The sequence below is a fragment of the Saccharopolyspora hattusasensis genome (assembly GCF_050972075.1).
GTDB lineage: Bacteria > Actinomycetota > Actinomycetes > Mycobacteriales > Pseudonocardiaceae > Saccharopolyspora > Saccharopolyspora hattusasensis.
On the sequence record NZ_JBPCDC010000001.1, the window covers coordinates 8,455,835 to 8,475,265 of the forward strand.

Genomic DNA, 19,431 nt, shown 5'->3' on the forward strand with positions numbered 1-19,431 from the left:
CAACCCCAGCCGCCCCAGCCCCAGCCGCCGCGGCCCCAGCCGCCCCAGCCTCCGCCATGGTCGCCCCAGCCTCCGCCGCGGCCGCCCCAGCCTCCGCCGCGGCCGCCCCAGCCGCCGCCGCGGGAGCTGAAAATCGTGCTGATCTTCATCGTGATCCCTCATTTTCAAAAGGGTTCAACAACTTTCGTTGGACCTTCGGATGTTGCTTTTGCAACCAACAACGCCGGCGTCGTTCCGAAAAGCATCAGCCCGGGATGGTCGGGAATGTGCACGATCGCTCTGCGTGGTGTTGCACTTGCAACCATAGAGTTAAAGGGTGGTGTCAACAGGGGGCTTTCGTCCTCAACACTATCTGTAGCCCCTTTGGTTGCGCTACGTATTCGGGTGTCGCGCTGCGGCCAACGTGCCGGTCGCGAAATCGCGTGCCAGAGCATCCACTGTGGAATTTTCTTTCGCGGATCTGCGCGCGATTTCCAGCTGTCAGAGACGGTTGTGCGGGCGGCTGGACCGCCTACGTGGTCCATGGCCGCCTGTGTGGCTGCCGTGGTTCGGCGTGCGCGAGAATTCCAGGGTGCTGTTCGGGATTCTGGGTTCGGCTGGAGGTGCTGGGCTCGCCGCGCTCAACGGCGACGGCGAGCGCGCCGCGCTGCTGCGGGGGATCGCGAAGACCCTCGTCGGCCGGACGTCGACCGCCCACCGCGAGCTGGTGAGCGACTTCGCGCCCTGGAGATGAGAACGGTCTTGTTGTGCATCGTTGCTCCTAACTCGGCTTTCGTGCTTGACGGGAACGAGCTTCGGCAACGGCGCTGATCGCTCGCTGACGGGCCGCTGACGGGTGGTTTTCCCGAGTCGAGCGGCGGGACGGCGCGTAAGGTGGACGCCGCGCTGCAACGAGCTCGCGCCCGGGCTAACCCTGATCAACCTCGGCGTGCACTTCGCCGGCGGCACGGTGCTGCACTGGGACAGCGGCGAGGGAGCGCTGTTCACCGGCGACATCGTGCAGGTCATCCCGGACCGCACGCACGTGGCCTTCATGTACAGCTACCCGAACCTGATCCCGGAACGTCCCAGCGTCGTCCGCCGCGCCGCGCAGCTGCTGGAGCCCTACCGTTCGACGCGCTCTACGGGGCCTGGTGGGACACGGTGATTCCTACCGACGCGCGCGGCATCGTGCAGCGCTCCGCCGCCCGCTATCTCCGCTACGCCCTGGATGACGTGGAGAACTGAGCGGCTCACACGTCGATGGTCGCGGCGCAGTGCCAGCCGCGAGAGTCGTGCTCGATCTGAAGTTCGTTCAGCGAAACGGCTTTGGGCGCGGCACCGATGATCTCGGCGCGTGCCACCGCGACGTTGGCCAGTTCCAGCGCGATGCCGGTTGCGCGCGGCCGGACGCGGATGTCCAGCGGGACCGTGCCTTCCGCGTCCAGCAGGTAGATGATCTCGTCGAGCACCGCGAGCAGGAGTTGCTCGTCGGTGCCGTCGAATTCGACGGTTCTGGTGCTTTCCGGCCCATCCACCGCGACCTCGGCGAAAGCGGCCACCAACGCGCGGGCCGCGGCTGCCAGGCATTCCTCGCGCGTCGAACTCCACGCTTCGAACCGGATGTCGGCGGTGTGCGGCAGGAAGCGGAACCCGTTCATCTCGACTCCATACGGCGGATGCCCCGGCCGTCAGGCCAGGGAGGAGACGATCCCGCGTGTCCGGCTGCGCAACGGCCACTGTAAGATCGGTTCCGGCAAGCGAACCTTGCCGCCCCAGCACACCAAGCTGGAACCACAAGCAACACCATGGGTACCGGTGGTCTATCGGGAGCCCGCCCACGGAGTGGGCGAATGCCTGCGGAGCTGGCGCAAGACATAGCAGGCCGAGCCTGGCGCGGCTGGCTGTGAAACAGGAAACCCAGTCCGCGAGGACTGAATCTCCCTGCACCAACCGGGAGAGAAGTCAACCCTTCACCACGCCCAGCGGCACGAGCCTGGCGATGCGGCGGCACAACCCGGCTCCTTCGGCGACGGCGACAACGGCGTCGACGTCCTTGTAGGCGGTCGGCGCCTCCTCGGCGAGCCCGCGAGCGGAACTGCCGCGGACGACGATGCCGTCGTGCTCCAGGTCCCGGCGCAGGCGGCGGGGATCGGTCGTGCGGATCGCCTGGTGCCGGCTCTGCGTGCGTCCGGCGCCGTGGCACGTCGAGAAGAACGCATCACCGGTCGGCACGCCGGTGAGCACATAGGACGCCGTGCCCATCGAACCGGGGATCAGCACCGGCTGCCCGGCTTCCCGCAGGCCCGGCGGCAGTTCCGGGTGCCCGGGCGGCAGCGCGCGCGTGGCTCCCTTGCGGTGCACGCACAGCGTTCGTCGCTGACCCTCCACCTCGTGCGTCTCGATCTTGGCGAGATTGTGCGAGATGTCGTAGACGAGGTCGAGCCCGCGGCCGGTCACCTTCCGCAGCACCTCGCCGGCGGCGACGCCGAGCACCTGGCGGTTCGCGCGGGCGTAGTTCGCCGCTGCGGCCATCGCGCCGAGGTAAGCGCGACCCGCTGGCGAATCGACCGGCGTGCACGCCAACTGGCGATCCGGGACGGTCAGGCCGTAATCGGCCATGCTCTCGTCCATGCTGCGCACGTGGTCGGTGCAGATCTGGTGGCCGAGCCCGCGGGAACCGCAGTGGATCATCACGCACAGCTGGTCGAGGCGGAGCCCGAAGGCCCCGGCGACGCCCTCGTCGTAGATCTCGGCGACCGCCTGGACCTCCAGGAAGTGGTTGCCGGACCCGAGGCTGCCGACCTGCCCGAGGCCCCGGTCCCGCGCGCGGGCGCTGACCCGACCCGGCTCCGCGTCGGCCACCGCGCCGCCGTCCTCGCAGCGCTCCAGGTCGCGCGGCGTGCCGCGCCCGCGCGCGACGGCGTAGTGGCACCCCTCTTCCAGTAACCGGTCGAGGCCCTCGCGGGGCAACTCCCACACCGCGCCCCGGCCCGCCCCGCGCGGCGTGGCCCGGCTGAGCCCGTCCATGATCCGCTCGGCGACTCGGCGGAAGTCCGGCCGGTCCAGCTCGGCGGCCAGCAGCCGCACCCCGCAGGAGATGTCGAAACCGACGCCACCCGGTGAGACGACACCGCCGGCGCGGACGTCGGTCGCCGCGACGCCGCCGATCGGGAATCCGTAGCCCCAGTGCATGTCCGGCATGGCGTACGACGCGCCGACGATGCCGGGCAGGGCGGCTACGTTGACGACCTGGTCGAGCGCGCCGTCGCCCTTCGACGGCAGCAGTCGCCGCGACGCGAACACCACCCCCGGCACACGCATCGCGCCGTGCTGTTCGATCCGGAACCGGAATGGCGTTTCCTCGACGAGCTCCACCCGGGCCTCCCGCGTTCCTCCGCCCCCGCAGTACCCACCGAGGCCCGGCCCGACACGCGCCCGATGGCAGGCAGCGAACTCGGCCCCGTCGGTCAGGCCCCGTCGGGTCAGGCTTTGGCGGGTCAGGCTTTGGCGGGCTCGTCCTCCTCGCGGGGGAGCGGCGGCGCGGACGCCGGGTCGGCGAGGGTGGCTCGGGCCCGGTCGCAGTCCAGCGCTCCGTCCCATTTGGACACGATGAACGTCGCCACGCAGTTGCCCAGCAGGTTGGTGACGACCCGCATGGTGTCCATGATCCGGTCCGCGCCGAGCATCAGCGCGACCGCGGCGACGGGGATGACGCCGACCGCGCCGGCCGTCGCCGACAAAGCGATGAACGCCAAGCCGGGGATCCCGGCCATGCCCTTTGAGGTGAGGACCAGCACCAGCACCACAGTGATCTGCTGCCCGATGGTGAGGTCCACGCCGACGGCCTGGGCCATGAACAGCGTTGCCAGCGAGAGGTAGATGGACGCGCCGTCGAGGTTGAACGAGTAGCCAGTCGGGATGACCAGCCCGACCGCCTCCTTGCGGCAGCCCGCGCGTTCGAGCTTCTCCGATTTTCTTAATGTGGAAGTATACTTCTGAAGTTGTCTCCTGGGGCTGGTACGGGAGTTTGCGTGCTGTCGGGATCCGCGTCAAGGGACCGAATGTGAGCGCGATTCAGAATTTCCGGCGAGGCGGCCTTGAACTGCGGTTTCGGCGTTGTCGCCAAGCCTGACTGGAGTGAATCCGGATTGGGTTACAGCACGGTTCGAGGTAGCTGCTGAACCCACTGGTATCGAGGGTGCGCTCGGGAGCCGGCGTCAGTCGCAGCGTCGCGCACCGGTGGACCGGGAGGATGACGGCTGGCACCGGCGTTTCGCGTTCGCCGACCGGGACGAGCACCTTCGTGGTGATGCGGCTCTGGGCGTTCAGCCGCTCAAGGGCGCATCGCTCCAGCTGGGAGTAGTGCGATCTGGAACTTCTCCACGAGCGCTGTGCGCAACCTCGGCGGGATAAGCGGGTGGTCGAAGCCCTGGTCGGCGAGGTCGAACGGGCCGGCGACGTAGGCCTCGGCGAGCGTTGGTAGCACCGTGAATTCATCGACGGCGACGGAGTGCACGACCTCCGCCATAGTGGGGGAGCCCGGCAGGGCAGCCGCACCCCACTCCGCGATCCGCGGCAGTCTCCGCAGCCGGTTGACCGCGAGTCGCCGGAGGGATTCCCGGTACAGGGCGCTCGTGCGGTCGGCGTCGGCCAGAGCGATGAACTCGCAAGCCATGGCGACGGCCTCCGCGATGAGCAGGCCTTCTCCGAATTGCAGTTGGGTCGCTGCGGCCGGACCATTGTGCTCGGTGAGTTCAGCCAGGTGGTCCATGTGCGAGGCCATGTGCAGGTGCAGGCCCCAGCGCACGACGCGAGTTGCGGCGGTGCGTTGCTTCGCGACGACGACCAGGGTTGGTCGATTGTTGTCCACCAGCCATTCCCGCCATACGAGTTCTGCCGGCAGATCGGTGTCGACGCAGTGGTGGCCGGTGCGTCCCAGCACTCGTGTGCGGGCGTTGCGGTCCAGCTCGGCGGAGACGTCCGCTGCATCGGCCGGCTCGGTGTGCTCCTCGTCCCACCCTTCTGGCGTGCAGCTGTCGACGAAGCGTGCCAGCTGCGCCGCGCGGGCGCGGACGGCGGGGCGGGGCCACGGGGCTTCGGGATCTTGCTTGCGGTCCTCCACGTAGTCGGCAGGCGCATCTGCGAGGAAGCCGCGCATCCGACGGAGCCGGTCGGCGAACCGTGAGTACACGGGGGGCGACGTCAGGACAAAATCGTCCACTGCGGACACCAGGAGTGGGTCTCTCGATGTCCGGGCCGCCAGCAGCAGCTCTGCCATGTTGCGGGCGCGCCAGTCATCCGCCTCGGTGTCCGTGGCGGGAACGTTCGTGGCGAGCCGGATGAGCACGTCGGCGGGTGTCATCGGATGACCAGCCTGACGCGCAAGATGAGCCGTCGGGGGTCGGAGAACCACGTCCGCCCGTGCAGGACGCGTTCGTTGTCGCAGATGAGCACGCTGTCGGTGCCAAGCACGAACTCAGCTGCGTCGGGGTGCGAGTCCAGGTGTTCGTCGAAGTCGGTCGCCACCGAGCGCAGCGCGGAATCCACGTCGAGGTTGTCGACCCGCCACCGGATCCTTCCGTCCTCTCTGGACACCGAGCGTGGTATGTCGGGTTCACCGCCGAACGTGGCTGGCGGAATCCAGCGCCAGACGGGTTTTCGCAGCAGAGCGGACATCTCCCCCGGGAGGCCGGAAAGTGCTTTCCGGGCTTGCAGCAAACGGCTTGCTCCACCGTCTTCGGCGGGGCGCACGCAGAACAGTGCGAATCGCTGCTCGGGTTCCGCTCGGTAGGCGGCGTCGGTGTGGAAGCGTGCCTCGCCGGCGCGCACGCTGAACGTATCGGTTGACCCGGACTTCCGCGGTGTCACCGGCCAGATGGCCTGCCCTCCGTCGCGATCCGAGGCCGTTCCGTAACGGCTCGCGATTCGTTCGACCTCCCGGTAATCCACGTCGGATCCATCGGTGAAACCGGCGCTGTCGATCAATGCCCAACCTTGATTTGTTAGCGTTTCGAGCACGGAGGTCATGGTTGCCTTTCCATGGTCCTTACGCCTGGGGGCAATCGTGCCTGCCGGATAGTACGGCCCACAATGGTCCATGTGGGTGGCGCTTCGCTTGCGCCACAACCCGTTCGGCCGAAGAGAGCGGTCTGACGGGCCAGGCGTAAAATTCCGCTCGCGACCAGGCGGCTGACGGGTCTGGGATGTAGATCTGACGATTGTTGCGCCAGATGAGTGATGTTGGGATCGGGTGGTGCGGTACTTGCTGGAAATTGGGCAGACTCGCCGTCATGACGGGATTCGCTGGGTATCAGCGCGAAATCGTCCAACTCGGCGAAGATGGAGTATCGCTTCCTTTTACGACGGATCTGGCCGCGCTGGAGGACGCCGTTCGAGCCAAGGTGCCGGCCGGACCGTACTGGTACGTGGCAGGCGGTGCCGGGACGGGTGCCACTGTTCGCGCCAACCGCGCGGCGTTCGAGCGTTGGCGGATCGTGCCAAGGATGCTCCGAAACGCCGACCGCAGAGACCTGAGCACCACAGTGCTCGGCATGCACCTGCCTGCCCCGGTGCTGCTGGCACCCGTCGGTGTTCAATCCATACTGCACCCGGAGTCGGAACTCGCGAGCACACGTGCGGCCGCAGATCTGGGTCTTCCATCGGTGCTCTCCTCGTCAGCGTCGCGGACTCTCGAAGAGGTCGCTTCCGCCGGTTGTGACGCGCCGAGGTGGATGCAGTTGTACTGGTCGAGCGACCGCGAGATCTGCGCCAGCATCCTCGACCGCGGCAAGCGCGCCGGCTTCTCCGCCCTGGTGGTCACCGTGGACACCTGGGCCCGGGGCTGGCGACCTCACGAAATGGACAGGCGCTACTACCCGGCTGAGCAAGGAATCGGCATGGCGATCCCGTTTTCCGATCCTGTTTTCCGATCCAGGCTCGCCAGGCCGCCCGAAGAGGATCTCGCCGCGGCACTCCAGTTGTGGCAGCGCATGCCCACTGATGCCGGCAAGAGCTGGCAGCAGTTCTCCTTCCTGCGCGATCACTGGTCCGGCCCGATCGTGGTGAAAGGAATCCTGCATCCCGACGACGCGCGCCATGCTGTCGCGCGCGGGGCCGACGGGATCGTCGTCTCCAACCACGGAGGACGCCAGGTCGACGGTGCCGTAGGTGCGTTGGAGATGCTCCCCGAGGTCGTCGACGCGGTCGGCGCGGAGGTAGACGTATTGTTCGATTCCGGAATCCGGACCGGTGCCGACGTCATCAAAGCCCTTGCCCTGGGAGCGAAAGCCGTGCTCGTCGGCCGACCCTACGCGTACGGGCTCGCTCAAGCGGGCGAGGCGGGCGTGCGCCACGTGCTGCGCAGCCTGCTCGCGGACATCGACATCACGCTCGGGCTTGTCGGGTACCGCAGCCCGGCTGAGCTCGACCGAGATGCGCTCCGCTGAATCACCCGGCTCCCCGGCCATACACAGGGTTGGAGAAGACACCTTGAACTTTCCCGTCAGCCTCGTCGACTGCACGTTGCGTGAAGTCGAGTACGAAACCCACCTCACCCTTGCCGAGTCCGTCCGAATCGCGGCGGAGCTCTCCGATGCCGGGGTGCACTACCTCGAGATTGCCGACAAGGGCGCTCCGTCCTGGGCCGATCTGGAGATCGAGGAGTACGTCGGTGCGGTTGCGCAGGCGGCCCCCCGATCCACCGTGGCCATCATGGTCTACCCGGGCGCGTCCCTGGAGACCATCGCGCGGGCGGTTGCGGCCGGCGCGGGCTGCGTCCGCCTGACCGCGAACATCACCGAGGCCTCGGACATTCTTCCCTTGGCCGCCAGCGTGAAGGAACTCGGTGTCCAGCTGATCACCTTCAACGCCATGAAGACCTATGCGGTGCTTCCCGCCGAAGCGGTCCGCATTGCCGAGGACGCCCGCGCTGCCGGGGTGGATGTCTTCTACACGGCCGATTCCGCTGGCTGCATGCTGCCTGGAGAGGTCATTGGCCTGCTCCGGTTGTTGCGGGACCGGGGGATCGCCACCGGATTTCATGGCCACGACAACACCGCCCTCGCCGTGGCGAATTCCCTGGCGGCGCTGGACGCCGGTGCTGTGATGGTCGATGGCACGCTTCGCGGGGCCGGCCGTAGCGCTGGCAACGCGCAGCTCGAAGTACTCGTCAAGGCCGCACAACGCGGCGGGTTCCTGTCTGGTGTAGATGGTGATCTGCTGGCCGGGAAGTCCGAGGAGCACGTCGCAGGTCGTCGGTTGCGGGATCGCGGAGTGTCCTATTTGGATATAGCGATCGGAGAAGGCCGCTTCCACACCGAGCGGCTGGCTCTGGCCCGCGAGGTCGCCGAGAGCTGCGGCGTGCCGCTGCCGGATTTGGTCCGGGAAGTCGGCCGCCGCGATCCGGTGCGGCCGTCGCGTGAGCTGATGGAAGCGGCCGCAGCGGACCTGTGCGCCTCGCGGGCCGGATGACCGTGCACGCTAATGCGCTTCGGCGATGTGGATTCGGCGTAGGTGGCGATGTGGATCAACGAAGGCGGTGCGTGCGTGCAGCAGGCGCCAGTTGTCCCAGATCACCATGTCGTTGCGCTGGTAGCTGATCGCTAGGTGCTGTTCGTCGAAGAGCCGCTGCCAGACCGACTGCAGCGCGGCGACTGGATCGGTGTCATCGCGGACGATGTTGTTGACCGAGAATCTCACCACCGTGCTCCCGCGGTGCTCGTCCAGCAGCGGGTGCCGGAAGGCGACGCCGAGGTCGCCGTGCGGATTCGTCCAGTCGTACGCGGTCTGCTCCAGGTGCTGGCGGTTCTGCTCGGACAACCCCGTCAGCCACGGCCGAGTGTCGGCCAGAGTTGTTTCCCCGCCATCTCCAGCCGGGGGATGCACGCACCAAAGGGCCAGGTACCGCGGCGGAAGCCCTAGCAGGTCATAACCCTCGGTGTGCGGCGCGAACGCTTTGGTGCTGCCCGGGTAGTAGACGCCGTCTGCCGTGGGCGCGGGTCTGACCTCGGCCACGAGAGCACCGTCATGGTGCGGCATGAGCGGACCCAGTCGACGGCCGAACGCCACGGGGTCGAAGTCATCCGGCAGGCCTGTCAGGTGGACGTAGCCGTGTTCGTCCATGAGGCTTTGGAAAGTCTTCTCGAAGAGTACGTCGGGAACGGGTTTTCCGTTGGCATCAGTCCGGTGGAGGACGCTGAGTGGTGAACGACCCATGTTCCACTCCTTTCGGTCGATGTGCACTCTCGGGCGCGTCGCGTTCGAGACGAGCGGTAGAAGGGGCCGGGGTCAGTGCTGCTGCCCCGGCCCCGCTCCATCGGCGTGGTACGGCCGTTGCCTAGGGCGCGGCCGGGAGGTCTGGGAACGGAATAGTGCTGACCTGCCAGCGTGAGCCAGCGGCGTGCACGACCGCACCCGGCTGGCAGTCCGGTGCCAGGTGGGCGAACGCCAGCACGCGGCCTTCCCGCGGAGAAGAGGCGGCTGACGTGACGTATCCCAGGAAGCCGCCGCTGTCGTCGAGCACCTCGTCACCCACCAGCGGGCAGCCGGATTTCGTGTCGGCAGCGTGCAAACCGGCCAGCCACAGCCGTTGCGAACCGCGGCTTTTCAGCAGTCCCTCGCGACCGATGTAGTCGCGGCCGTCGTGGTCGTCGGGCACCATCCAACCCGCTCCGATCTCGAACAGGGTGGTGCCGGTGTGGACGTCTACCGGGAAGAGACCGAAGGTGATGTCCCGGCACTCCATTCGGTAGATGGTGAGTATTTCCCAGCCACACGGGGTGATCTCGGGCCGTTCGGTGACGAGCTGCCGCCACATCGCAGCCAGCACCTCTGCGGACGCCCAGACCTCGTAACCAATGACGCTCCTGAGCACTCGGGCCCGGCCACCGGCGAGCGTTCGCACCTGGCAGGACTGGAAGTTGCGCAGGTCGGCGATCACACGCCGGTCCGCATCCTCGACGAGGCTCTGCACCGCTTGCAGGCGCTTGGGCCCCTTGATGTTGAAGCTGAAGACTTCGCTGGGCAGGATGCTGACTTCGGTGAAGAATTCGGCAGTGCGGCGCAGCCAGCCCGGCTCCTTTCCGCCGCCGCAGGACAACAGGAACTCCTCCGGACCGGTGCGGACGACGACAGCCTCCTCGTCGACCGTTCCGGCCGGCGTGGTGAACAGCACGAACCTCGCGGAACCGAGCGGCAGGTCCGACACCCTGCGGGGGGAAAGTGCGTCCAACAACGCCCCGGCGTCGCTGCCCGAAACCTCGAGGTAGCACATCGCGGACGCGATGAAAGCGCCTGCGCCGTGGGTCACCGCGCGGTACTGCTGGTCCAGATCGACCTCGCGCCACCCCCACGCGCCGATCACGTTGTCGCCGAGGATGGTCCACTTCGTGACCCCGCCGAGCAGTACGTCCGTCGCGTGCAGGATCCCCCCAGGATCGACGCGGCGCAGTTTGAGGACGTTCTGCATGACTGGCAGTTCCGCTGGTTCAATATTGCTCCATACCGTACCCGATTGGGCTAGCGGGTTCCGGATTTCCGGATTCCATTCACGAGGTGTAAAGCCTTCGTCCCGTAGCGTCTGCACGGGGCGATGCTAGCCGGATTTCTTGATTCCACGTTGCTACAGGCAGGTGAATCACATCAACCGCCCGATCGGACGCGTTGACGAGTGGGGCTCAACGGTGGGACATTCTTCCAGGTTTGCTCCCGGGGTGGTTGCTTAAAAATCCATTATGGACAACTTCGTCTGTCATTTTTCCGAAGTATCCGGTAGCGGGTGGTGAGGATTCCCTGACAAGGTCCTGCGGTCCCGGAACGTTAGCTGGTTGCGGCTCGGGGGGAACAACACCGGCCCCAACGGTTCTTGTGCGAGTCAAGGAGGGCGTCCATGAATGAAACCCACGCACCGCTGGTCTGGTGGCACGGTGAGGTCGTGCCCTGGGACCAGGCCCGAATTCCGGTCACTGCGCTGCGCGGACTGACCGTGTTCGACGGCCTCCGCGCGTACTGGCGGCCGGAGCAAAAGCGGTTCGCGGTGGTGCAGGTGGACGGCCACCTGAACCGCCTCCGGTCGGCCGCCGAGCTGCTGCACGTTCCGGAGAACGGTTTGATTGACCAGTTGGACAAGGGAATGGCCGATCTCCTAGCGGCGACCAGCTTCCGCGAGGACGTCTACCTACGGCTGACCGTGTACATCGACTCCGGCCGGTCCAATGTGTACCCCGACGCGCTGTCGCCAGGGCAGTCGCTGGATGAGTTCGCCCCGATGGATTCGTTCATCTCGTTGCACCAGATCGGTCCCCGCTTCGACGAGCCGATCAGCTGCGTGATCAGCTCCTGGCAGCGCACCCAGGACACGTCCTTCCCGGTGCTGGTGAAGACTGGTGCGTCCTACGCGGCGCTGAGGCTGGGGCGGGTCGAGGCGAAGAAGGCGGGAGCCGACCAGGCGATCCTGCTCAACAACCGAGGCATGGTGGCGGAAACCGCCGAAGCGGTGATCTTTATGGTCCGCCACGGCCGGCTGTACACGCCTCCGCTGTCCGACGGAGTCCTGGACAGCCTGACCCGGGAGACCGTGATCCAGCTGGCCCGCAGAGAACTCGCTCTTACGGTCGAGGAGTGTTCGATCACCCGCTCCGAGCTGTACACCGCCGACGAGGTCTTCATCTGTGGTACCTGGGAAGAGATCCGGGTGGTCGGCTCGATCGACGGCATCCAGCCGCGCAACCCGGAAGCACCGATCTCCCACGCGTTGCGGCAAGCCTACCTCGACATGTGCACCGGGCGGCGCCCTCCGATCGAACCCGACTTCGTGCGATTGCTGCCTTGACGGAACCAGCATTGCAGAGGTGAGAACAGGTGCGCGACCAAGAACTGCGTCCCGACGCATCAACCGCGACGCCGGGCGGAGCACCCGACCCGCGGGAGACCATGCGGGTGCTACCTGGATTCCTCCAACCCGCCCTCACGTGGCTCACCGGCAAACCGCTGGGAGACCAGCGGCCGTGGCAGCTCACGCCGCTGCACCACCTGTGGGCCAGCGTGCTGCCCATTGTCGCGGGAATCGCGCTGGGAGCTGCGGTGGTGGGCGCGGGGTGGTGGATGCTGTTGCTGCCGGCTTCCTGGCTGCTGACCACGCACGGCATCCGGAAGCTGCGGGTGATGATCGTCCACCAGTGTTCGCACGCGAACTTCCTGCGGCGCAAGCAGATCGACACCGCGATCGGCAGCGCGATCGCGTTGCTGCTGGTGACACAGGAGTACGGCGAGTACAAGAGCGAGCACGTCAGCGACCACCACTCCAGCAACCACATGACGTTGAAGGATCCCACCGTCCAGTTCCTGATGCTGGTCCTGGACATGCGTGTCGGCATGACCCGCCGGCAACTGTGGCGCAGAATGCTCGCGGGTGTCTTCTCGCCGCGTCTGCAGGCGAAGGCGACTTACTCGCGGATCGCCTCGCACCTCCGGGGCACCGCTGCCTGGTACCGGACGCTGTTCCTGGCGCTGGTCGGCGGGCAGCTCATGGTGGTCATCGCACTCGGGATCTGGGTCGAGTACCTCGTCGTGTGGGTGTTCCCCCTGGTGTTCCTGTTCAACGCCGCAGCCACGATCCGCCTTTCATCGCGACACATCTTCCCGGCCCGCGGACCGGTGCGTAAGGGGCGGGCAACGGTGGCCGGGTATACCCACGGCGTCTTCTTCGGCGAAGCCGCGCCTGGCCCCGACGTGTCCGGTGTCCGGCGGGTTCTGAGCTGGTCGCGGTGGTGGCTGCGGATGCTGTTCGTGCACCTGCCGGCGCGCCTGTTCGTCTTCGTCGGCGACGGGCCGTGCCATGACTACCACCACCGGTTCCCACGCTCGCGGGACTGGGCGAACTACATCTTCGCCCGGCACCGCGACATCGCCGCCGGGCATCCGGGCTGGCCGCCCTACACCGAAGTGTGGGGTCTGGTGGCCGCCATCAACGCGGTGTTCACCACGCTGAGCGCGGCCGACCGGCAGCTGTACGACGTCTCCCAGGTCACGTCGGTCAGCCAGCAGGAACTCCTGTCGGCCTTCGAAGAGTAGTCCCGCAACGCGGAGGGCTTGCGACGCGCCATGCAGAACACGAAGCACTCATCCTTCTCCGGTGTCGAAATCCTGCCCGGCACCACGATGCAGGAGTACCTCGACGAGCTCCGGATCCGCCACCCGAGGTTGTACGAGCGCCTTGACCTGGCACGGCTGGACCCCACGCAGCTCGCCCGGATATACGAGGCGCTGGACTGCTTCGCCTCGCCGTTCGACACCAAGGAACACGGCGGTCGCGGTGACGCCTATCGCAGCACCCAGCTCGCGCATCCCCTGGTACGTGCACGGGGGATCAGCAACCTGTGCGAGCTGGCCATACCGGTGGACAGCAGCCCCGCCCGCAGCCTCCTGCTCGACGCGCTCGGTGGCAACGGAACCATGACGCGAGCGATGCGGCTACTCCAGCCGGCCACGGGTCCCGCCATCTTCACCGGCGACGTGGCCGCCCCGATGATCGCCGACGCCTTGGCCCAAGGGCTCCCAGCCGTGCGGCAATCCACGCAGCGGTGGCTGTTCCGGGATGCGGCACTCGATGGCGTCATCTTCGCCTACGGCACCCACCACATTCCCGTGGATGAGCGCCCGCAGGCGATGGCGGAAGCCCACCGGGTGCTCCGGCCAGGGGGGCGGATCGTCGTGCACGACTTCGAGGAGGGCAGTACCACGGCCCGCTGGTACAGCGAAGCCCTGGACCGCTACACCTACACCGGGCACAAGCACGAGCACTTTCTTCGCGAGGAAATGCACGAGTTGCTCGTCACTGCGGGCTTCCACGACGTGCGGGTCCGGGACCTCTACGACCCGTGCGTCGTAGATGCTGACTCCCCGGCGGCAGCACGGCGCGGCGTGATCAACTATATGTACGACCTATTCGCGCTGGCGAAGCTCGTTCCCCCGGACGCGTTGGACGACGAGGACTCCTGGATGATCGTCGATGAGGTGGTCCGTCGCTACGCCACCTTCGGTCCAGACGAACGAGCCAGGCTTGGCGCGCAGGTGGCGGAGCTGACCGTCCGTCCGGCCGGCCGAGGTTTCCGGGCCGAACTCCCCAGGGTTGCGCTCGTCGCGACCGCAACCCGTTGATCCCTGTTCGAAAGAACGTTTCGGCAGCAGGACCGTTTGTGACTGGTTGCCGCGAGCCCGGCAGCCGTTGATGTAAAGCACGCCGAGGCGCGGTGGTGCGCGCCTACCTGCTCCGCGAGCTGGTCCCGGTGCTCGCGCGCGTGTTCCCCGACATCATGAATGCCTAAGGGCGTCGGCCAGTGACGGTCGGCGCCCTTCAGGCGTTCAGCCGCATGGACAGGCCCGCCTTGGCGACAGCCCAGCGCCGGCGCGCCGAGAGTCAGCTCACATCGGCCCGTCTTGACGCCCCCGACCAGCTGATTCCATACTCGTCCACAGTTAGCCACAAATAGCCACAGAAACGGTCAAATATGCTCGTTGCTGAGCGGCATGCCCGCATCAACCAGGCAATCCGGTCTGGCCGGGTCGTGTCGACGGTGGAGCTCTCCGAGCTGCTAACCGTCTCCACCGAGACCATCCGGCGCGACCTGGCCGAACTGGGGAACAAGGGCGTCCTGGTGCGCGTGCGCGGTGGCGCCGTGCGCACCGGCCACCTCGGCGACGAGGTGCCCTACGTGGAGCGGTCCAGCACGGCGGAGGAGGGCAAGTCGGTCATCGGCAGACTGGCCGCGGAGCTGATCCGGCCCGGTCAGACGATCGCCATCGACGTCGGCACCACCGCTGTGCAGGTCGCCCGCGCCATCCCGAAGGACTTCACCGGCGTGGTGGTGACCTGCTCGATGCAGGCAGCCACCGAGCTCGCCGACGTGCCGGGTGCGGAGGTCCATCTCAGCGGCGGCCGGATGCGGCGCGGCGACCTGGCCCTGTGTGGATCTCCCGGCTGGCCAACCCGGTCCTGGGCTGGATCATGGGCTGGGTGTCGTTCACCTTCCTCGGCGTGGTCGTCGTCGCCGTGGACTACACGATCGCCGCGACGATCCTGCCCGTGCTGTTCCAGTACCAGGGCACCAACGAGAATGCCTGGGCCATCACCGCGGTCGTGCTGCTGCTGCAAGCGATCCTGGTGGCGCTGTCCACCCGGGCCACGCAGCGGGTGAACAACGTGGCGGTCACCATCCAGCTGATCGGGATGGTGTCGCTGACCGTGCTGCTGTTCGTCGTCGGCGGCGTCACCGGCCAGCTCGACTTCAGCACCCTGTTCAGCACCGGCGACATCCCGCGCGAGAGTCCTACTTCTCGCTCGGCGGCCTGACTTCGGTCGGCCCGTGGGCCCTGGGTTTCCTGCTCGGCGCGTTCACCATCGTCGGCTTCGAATCAGCGGCGAACCTGGCCGAGGAGACCAAGAACCCGGCGCGGGTGGTGCCCAAGGCGATGGCGCAGGCCGTGGTCGGGCTCGGCGTGCTCGGCATGCTGTTCCTGGTCGCGGTGACGGCGCTGGCCGGTGACCCGGTGGCGCTGGCGCAGTCCGACACCCCGGTCGCGGACGTGATCGCCCGGGTGCTCGGCTCCTACGTCGGCAAGGCGCTGCTGGTGCTGGTCGTGGTCTCGATCTTCTCCTGCGGCCTGGTGATCTCGCTCAGCGGCGCCCGGCTGGTGTGGGCGATGGCCCGGGACAAGCGGTTCCCCGCCTGGCAGCTGCTGAACAAGATCAACGGCTCGACCGGCACCCCGATGAACGCCTCGGTGTTCATGTTCGTGGTCAGCCAGATCGTGCTGGCGCTTTTCGCCCGGTCCACCCAGGCGTTGTTCTCGCTGTTCTCCGCCGCGACGCTGCTGCCGGCGCTGATCTACGCGGCTACCGTGGCCCTCTACGTCGCCAAGCGCAGGAGCCTGCCGCCGTCGAAGGGCTTCGAGCTCGGCCGCCTGGAGATCCCGGTGCTGGTGCTGGCGGTCGTCTCGCTGGCCTACGAGCTGCTGATCTTCCGGGAGACCTCGTTCGCGGAACCCTGGCTCTACGTGCTGGTCATGTTCGCCATCGGCGCGCTCTACCTGATCTACCTGCTGGTGCGCCACGGCGCGAGGGCGAGCTTCAGCGGGATGACGCTGTCCACAGAAGCCGGACATCTGGTCAAGGCGGCGCTCGACGGCATCGCCGCCCAGGTCACCGAGCTCGTCGACTGCGCCGCGCGGGACATCGGCGAACCGCTGTCGCGGCTGCGCGTCGACGGCGGGCTCACCCGCAGCCGGGTGCTGATGCAGGCGGTCGCCGACCTGCTGCAGGTCCAGGTCGATGTGTACCCGTCGGCGCATGCGACGGCGCTCGGTGCGGCCGGCTTCGCCCGCGCCGCAGTCGATCCCGGGCTCCCGCTCGATCAGGCGGTCGTCGACTGGACGCCGAGCACCAGCTTCGCCCCGCAACTGGGCGCCGACACCGCCGCCGCGTTCCGCGCCCGCTGGCGCGCCGCCGTCGACACCGCGCTCACCAGTGATCGCAAGATTCAGGAGGAGTCATGACTTCGGCGCACGACAAGGGGATCGTCGATGTGGCCGTGATCGGTGCCGGGGTCGTCGGTTCGGCGATCGCCCGGCTGCTGTCGGGGCACCAGCTCGACGTGGCGTTGATCGAGTCGCGCTGCGATGTCGGCGACGGCACGAGCAAGGCCAACACGGCGATCCTGCACACCGGCTTCGACGCCAAGCCGGAAACGTTGGAGTCACGGCTGGTGGCCAGGGGGTACCACCTGCTCAAGGCGTACGCCGATGAGACGGGCATCCCGTACGAGCCGACCGGGGCGTTGCTGGTGGCGTGGGACGACGAGCAGCTGGCGGCACTGCCGGGGTTGCAGGAGAAGGCCGAGCAGAACGGTTACGCCGGGACCGAGATCGTCGGTCCGGACGAGGTGTACCGGCAGGTGCCGACGTTGGGCCCGGGAGCGCTGGGCGGTTTGACGGTGCCGGGCGAGTCGATTATCTGCACGTGGACCACGAACCTCGCCCTGGCCACGGACGCGGTCCGGCGGGGCACGCGGCTGCTGCGCTCCCATCGCGTCGAGTCCGTGACCGTCGGTGCCGACGAGACAGTGCTGCACACCAACCGGGGCGACCTGCGAGCCCGCTGGGTGATCAACGCGGCCGGTCTGGGCAGCGACGTGATCGACGAGCTGTTCGGCCACGACCGGTTCCACCTGCACCCGGCCTACGGCAAGGTGGTGTGCTTCTGCGAGCGGGTCACCGAGGGCGAGGTCCGGGACGCGCTGAACAGCACGATCCCGCCGTGCGACCTGGATGGATTGCGCCGGCGGACGAGGGCCATGAACGGGCGCTGCCAGGGGTTCTACTGCGGCGCGAACGTGACCGGGATGTTGCAGGACACCGAGACGGAGGCACGCCGATGAGCACGGCACGCACGCGGCTCACCCCGACCGTGGCCATCGTCGGTGCGGGCCCGGCCGCCCTGCGCGCGGCGCAGGAGTTGGCGCCGGCAGTGCCGGGCGAGGTGCTGGTGCTGGACAGGGAGCAGCAGGCCGGGGGAATCCCGCGGCACTGCGCCCACCCCGGTTTCGGGATCCGCGACCTGCACCGGTTCTACAGCGGCCCGGAATACGCCCGGAGGATGGTCGAAAGCGCCGAGCGGGCGGGTGCGGTGATCCGCACCGGTGCGATGGTCACCGGCTGGTCGGCCGACGGCGGGCTGGAGGTGACGAGCCCGGAGGGCCTGTTCGAGGTGCACGCGGAGGCGATCGTGCTGGCCACCGGCGCGCGCGAGCGGCCGCGCACCGCGCGGATGGTGCCCGGCGACCGCCCCGGCGGGGTGTACACGACCGGTCAGCTGCAGAACCTGGTTCACCTGCACCACCGGGAGGTCGGCAGCAAGGCGGTGATCGTCGGCAGCGAACTCGTCTCCTGGTCGGCGGTGCTGACGCTGCGCGACGCGGGCTGCGACACCGTGCTGATGACCAGCGAGCAGCCGAAAATCGAGTCCTACGCGCTGTTCTCGGTTCCGGGCAAGCTGGGCTTGCGGGTTCTGGTGCGCACCCGCACCAAGGTCACCCGGATCATCGGCAAGCACCGGGTGCGGGCCGTCTAAGTAGCAGACCTCGGCACCGAACACCGCGAAACGGTGCCCTGCGACACCGTGGTGTTCACCGGCGACTGGATCCCGGATAACGAGCTCTTCCGCGCCGCCGGGCTGGAACTGGACCCCGGCACGCTCGGCCCGGTGGTGGACACCGAGCTGCGCACCGATCGGCCCGGCGTGTTCGCCGCCGGGAACGTGCTGCACCCGGTCGACACCGCTGATATCGCGGCGCTGGACGGCAAGCAGGTCGCCGCGAGCGTGCTGGACCACCTCCGCAGCAACCGACGCCCCTCGGAGAAGGGCATCCGGATCGTCGCCGACGAGCCGCTGCGGTGGATCTCGCCGATGGTGCGCCGGGTCGGCGACCGCCGGCCCGCCCGCAACCGGCTGCTGGCCTGGGTTGACGAGTACGTGCGGTTCCCGCGGGTCGTGGTGACCCAGAACGGCCGGGTGGTGGCCGAGAAGCGCCTGCCGTGGCCCGCCGCGCCGGGGCGCGTTTTCCGCATCCCCGGCGAGCTGCTCGACGCCGCCCGCCCCGGCGAGGGCGACGTGCACATCTCGCTGCGCCGATGACCACCGGAACCGCCGTCGTCGACCTCGACGGCGTGTTGTACGCGGCGGACACGTTCGCGGAACTGGCGATTCACCGCTACCGGCGGTCTCCCAAGCGGGCGCTCGCGATCGCCGCGAGCGCCCCGCGCCTCGCCTGGGCCTGGCACCACGAGCACCTGCGGCCAGACGTGTTGCGCCGCTTGGCCACTCGCGCGGTGGTGGGGATGGAACGATCCGCCTACGACGGGTTGGCCCGGGACCTCGCGAACCGGATGGCGAATTCGTCTCGCGTCGCATGGGATGGAGTGGCGGTCCTGCGCGGATTCTGCAACGCGGGTTGGCGGGTCGTCGTGGCGACTGCTTCGGAACACGAGCTCGCGTCCGCGTACCTGCGGGGTATCGGACTTGGTGCGGTGGAACTCGTCGCATCCCAGCTGGATCCCACCGCTGGTCGCTTCATCGTGCACAACCACGGCGCGGAGAAGGTGCGTCAGCTCGGACTTCTCGGCTGCACGAGCTGGGATCTGGCGTATACCGATGCCCTGTCGGACCTGCCGCTGCTGGCGCGCGCCGCGCGGCCGGTGCTGGTCAACGCGGGCAGCGCACTGGTCCGCAGAGCCGCGGAGCGGCTGGGTGCCGAACCAGAAGTCGTACGGTGGGGAACCGGAAAGCGTTGGTAAATGTGCGGCGCCGATGGCGCAGTGCGATCATCGCCGCGCCGGTTATCGGTCCCGCATTGCGCCTCATTAAGCTCTTCGGGATTGGGAACTTTTCCGGGAGAAGAG

At 67.9% G+C, this 19,431-nt stretch carries 16 protein-coding genes and 4 pseudogenes; 13 read left to right on the plus strand and 7 right to left on the minus strand.

Annotation, left to right across the window (positions count from 1 at the left end; genetic code table 11):
• Positions 1 to 553: 553 nt before the first annotated feature.
• The gene (locus ACRXBZ_RS40050) at positions 554 to 733 is read left to right on the plus strand and encodes a hypothetical protein (RefSeq protein ID WP_433883513.1); all 180 of its coding nucleotides are present in this window, start codon (positions 554 to 556) and stop codon (positions 731 to 733) included.
• A 156-nt stretch (positions 734 to 889) separates the two neighbouring features.
• Positions 890 to 1,227: pseudogene (locus tag ACRXBZ_RS40055) on the plus strand (MBL fold metallo-hydrolase); the annotation flags it as partial.
• A gap of 5 nt (positions 1,228 to 1,232) precedes the next feature.
• On the opposite strand, the gene ACRXBZ_RS40060 reads toward ACRXBZ_RS40055, so the two are convergent.
• The 5 genes and pseudogenes from ACRXBZ_RS40060 to ACRXBZ_RS40080 all read right to left on the minus strand — a co-directional run bounded on the left by ACRXBZ_RS40060 (position 1,233) and on the right by ACRXBZ_RS40080 (position 5,967).
• Positions 1,233 to 1,640 carry an archease gene (locus ACRXBZ_RS40060; protein WP_433883514.1) on the minus strand — a complete coding sequence of 136 codons (408 nt, stop codon included), beginning with the start codon at positions 1,638 to 1,640 and terminating at the stop codon, positions 1,233 to 1,235.
• A 304-nt stretch (positions 1,641 to 1,944) separates the two neighbouring features.
• A complete protein-coding gene (locus ACRXBZ_RS40065; RefSeq protein WP_433883515.1) occupies positions 1,945 to 3,357 on the minus strand; it encodes an RtcB family protein in 1,413 nt (470 codons plus the stop codon).
• Positions 3,358 to 3,479: 122 nt separating this feature from the next.
• Positions 3,480 to 3,938 (minus strand): annotated as a pseudogene (locus ACRXBZ_RS40070) (cation:dicarboxylate symporter family transporter); the annotation flags it as partial.
• 377 nt (positions 3,939 to 4,315) lie between these two features.
• Positions 4,316 to 5,344 (minus strand): hypothetical protein, encoded by a 1,029-nt coding sequence (locus ACRXBZ_RS40075; RefSeq protein WP_433883516.1) that lies wholly within the window; start codon positions 5,342 to 5,344, stop codon positions 4,316 to 4,318.
• On the minus strand, positions 5,341 to 5,967 hold the full coding sequence (locus ACRXBZ_RS40080; protein ID WP_490885436.1) for a TauD/TfdA family dioxygenase: 627 nt from the start codon (positions 5,965 to 5,967) through the stop codon (positions 5,341 to 5,343). The genes ACRXBZ_RS40075 and ACRXBZ_RS40080 overlap by 4 nt, the downstream gene beginning before the upstream one ends.
• A gap of 305 nt (positions 5,968 to 6,272) precedes the next feature.
• Between ACRXBZ_RS40080 and ACRXBZ_RS40085 the strand changes: the two genes are divergently transcribed.
• Complete coding sequence (locus ACRXBZ_RS40085) at positions 6,273 to 7,427, plus strand: alpha-hydroxy-acid oxidizing protein (protein ID WP_433883518.1); 1,155 nt, start codon at positions 6,273 to 6,275, stop codon at positions 7,425 to 7,427.
• A 43-nt stretch (positions 7,428 to 7,470) separates the two neighbouring features.
• Positions 7,471 to 8,451, plus strand: coding sequence for a hydroxymethylglutaryl-CoA lyase-like TIM-barrel protein (locus ACRXBZ_RS40090; RefSeq protein ID WP_433883519.1), 981 nt, complete (start codon positions 7,471 to 7,473; stop codon positions 8,449 to 8,451).
• A gap of 9 nt (positions 8,452 to 8,460) precedes the next feature.
• On the opposite strand, the gene ACRXBZ_RS40095 is transcribed toward ACRXBZ_RS40090, so the two are convergent.
• Both ACRXBZ_RS40095 and ACRXBZ_RS40100 read right to left on the minus strand, forming a co-directional pair.
• Entirely contained in the window at positions 8,461 to 9,195 is a 735-nt protein-coding gene (locus ACRXBZ_RS40095; RefSeq protein ID WP_433883520.1) for a TauD/TfdA family dioxygenase, read from the minus strand.
• A gap of 121 nt (positions 9,196 to 9,316) precedes the next feature.
• The gene (locus tag ACRXBZ_RS40100; RefSeq protein WP_433883521.1) at positions 9,317 to 10,447 is read right to left on the minus strand and encodes an aminomethyl transferase family protein; all 1,131 of its coding nucleotides are present in this window, start codon (positions 10,445 to 10,447) and stop codon (positions 9,317 to 9,319) included.
• Between the two features lie 420 nt (positions 10,448 to 10,867).
• Here ACRXBZ_RS40100 and ACRXBZ_RS40105 point away from each other — a divergent pair, with 420 nt between their 5' ends.
• The 9 genes and pseudogenes from ACRXBZ_RS40105 to ACRXBZ_RS40145 all read left to right on the plus strand — a co-directional run bounded on the left by ACRXBZ_RS40105 (position 10,868) and on the right by ACRXBZ_RS40145 (position 19,326).
• A complete protein-coding gene (locus tag ACRXBZ_RS40105; RefSeq protein WP_168588697.1) occupies positions 10,868 to 11,809 on the plus strand; it encodes an aminotransferase class IV in 942 nt (313 codons plus the stop codon).
• 29 nt (positions 11,810 to 11,838) lie between these two features.
• A complete protein-coding gene (locus tag ACRXBZ_RS40110; RefSeq protein WP_433883522.1) occupies positions 11,839 to 13,050 on the plus strand; it encodes a hypothetical protein in 1,212 nt (403 codons plus the stop codon).
• A gap of 30 nt (positions 13,051 to 13,080) precedes the next feature.
• A complete protein-coding gene (locus ACRXBZ_RS40115) occupies positions 13,081 to 14,136 on the plus strand; it encodes a class I SAM-dependent methyltransferase (protein ID WP_433883523.1) in 1,056 nt (351 codons plus the stop codon).
• A gap of 350 nt (positions 14,137 to 14,486) precedes the next feature.
• Positions 14,487 to 14,891, plus strand: a pseudogene (locus tag ACRXBZ_RS40120) (DeoR/GlpR family DNA-binding transcription regulator); the annotation flags it as partial.
• A gap of 50 nt (positions 14,892 to 14,941) precedes the next feature.
• Complete coding sequence (locus ACRXBZ_RS40125) at positions 14,942 to 15,328, plus strand: amino acid permease (RefSeq protein ID WP_433883524.1); 387 nt, start codon at positions 14,942 to 14,944, stop codon at positions 15,326 to 15,328.
• Positions 15,329 to 15,357: 29 nt separating this feature from the next.
• Complete coding sequence (locus ACRXBZ_RS40130; RefSeq protein ID WP_433884113.1) at positions 15,358 to 16,530, plus strand: APC family permease; 1,173 nt, start codon at positions 15,358 to 15,360, stop codon at positions 16,528 to 16,530.
• Positions 16,527 to 17,411, plus strand: a complete 885-nt coding sequence (locus ACRXBZ_RS40135; protein WP_433883525.1) for an NAD(P)/FAD-dependent oxidoreductase — start codon at positions 16,527 to 16,529, stop codon at positions 17,409 to 17,411. The genes ACRXBZ_RS40130 and ACRXBZ_RS40135 overlap by 4 nt, the downstream gene beginning before the upstream one ends.
• Positions 17,408 to 18,667 (plus strand): annotated as a pseudogene (locus ACRXBZ_RS40140) (NAD(P)/FAD-dependent oxidoreductase). The gene ACRXBZ_RS40135 and the pseudogene ACRXBZ_RS40140 overlap by 4 nt, the downstream one beginning before the upstream one ends.
• Positions 18,664 to 19,326: an HAD family hydrolase gene (locus ACRXBZ_RS40145; RefSeq protein ID WP_433883526.1), complete on the plus strand. Its 663-nt coding sequence runs from the start codon at positions 18,664 to 18,666 to the stop codon at positions 19,324 to 19,326. The pseudogene ACRXBZ_RS40140 and the gene ACRXBZ_RS40145 overlap by 4 nt, the downstream one beginning before the upstream one ends.
• Positions 19,327 to 19,431 lie beyond the last annotated feature (105 nt).

Bases quoted from the DNA above. Each gene is read 5' to 3' on its own strand.
- ACRXBZ_RS40095 (WP_433883520.1), bottom strand. From the start codon at position 9,195: ATGGGTCGTTCACCACTCAGCGTCCTCCACCGGACTGATGCCAACGGA.
- ACRXBZ_RS40115 (WP_433883523.1), top strand. From the start codon at position 13,081: ATGCAGAACACGAAGCACTCATCCTTCTCCGGTGTCGAAATCCTGCCC.
- ACRXBZ_RS40075 (WP_433883516.1), bottom strand. From the start codon at position 5,344: ATGACACCCGCCGACGTGCTCATCCGGCTCGCCACGAACGTTCCCGCC.
- ACRXBZ_RS40060 (WP_433883514.1), bottom strand. From the start codon at position 1,640: ATGAACGGGTTCCGCTTCCTGCCGCACACCGCCGACATCCGGTTCGAA.
- ACRXBZ_RS40135 (WP_433883525.1), top strand. From the start codon at position 16,527: ATGACTTCGGCGCACGACAAGGGGATCGTCGATGTGGCCGTGATCGGT.
- ACRXBZ_RS40085 (WP_433883518.1), top strand. From the start codon at position 6,273: ATGACGGGATTCGCTGGGTATCAGCGCGAAATCGTCCAACTCGGCGAA.
- ACRXBZ_RS40100 (WP_433883521.1), bottom strand. From the start codon at position 10,447: ATGCAGAACGTCCTCAAACTGCGCCGCGTCGATCCTGGGGGGATCCTG.
- ACRXBZ_RS40145 (WP_433883526.1), top strand. From the start codon at position 18,664: ATGACCACCGGAACCGCCGTCGTCGACCTCGACGGCGTGTTGTACGCG.
- ACRXBZ_RS40105 (WP_168588697.1), top strand. From the start codon at position 10,868: ATGAATGAAACCCACGCACCGCTGGTCTGGTGGCACGGTGAGGTCGTG.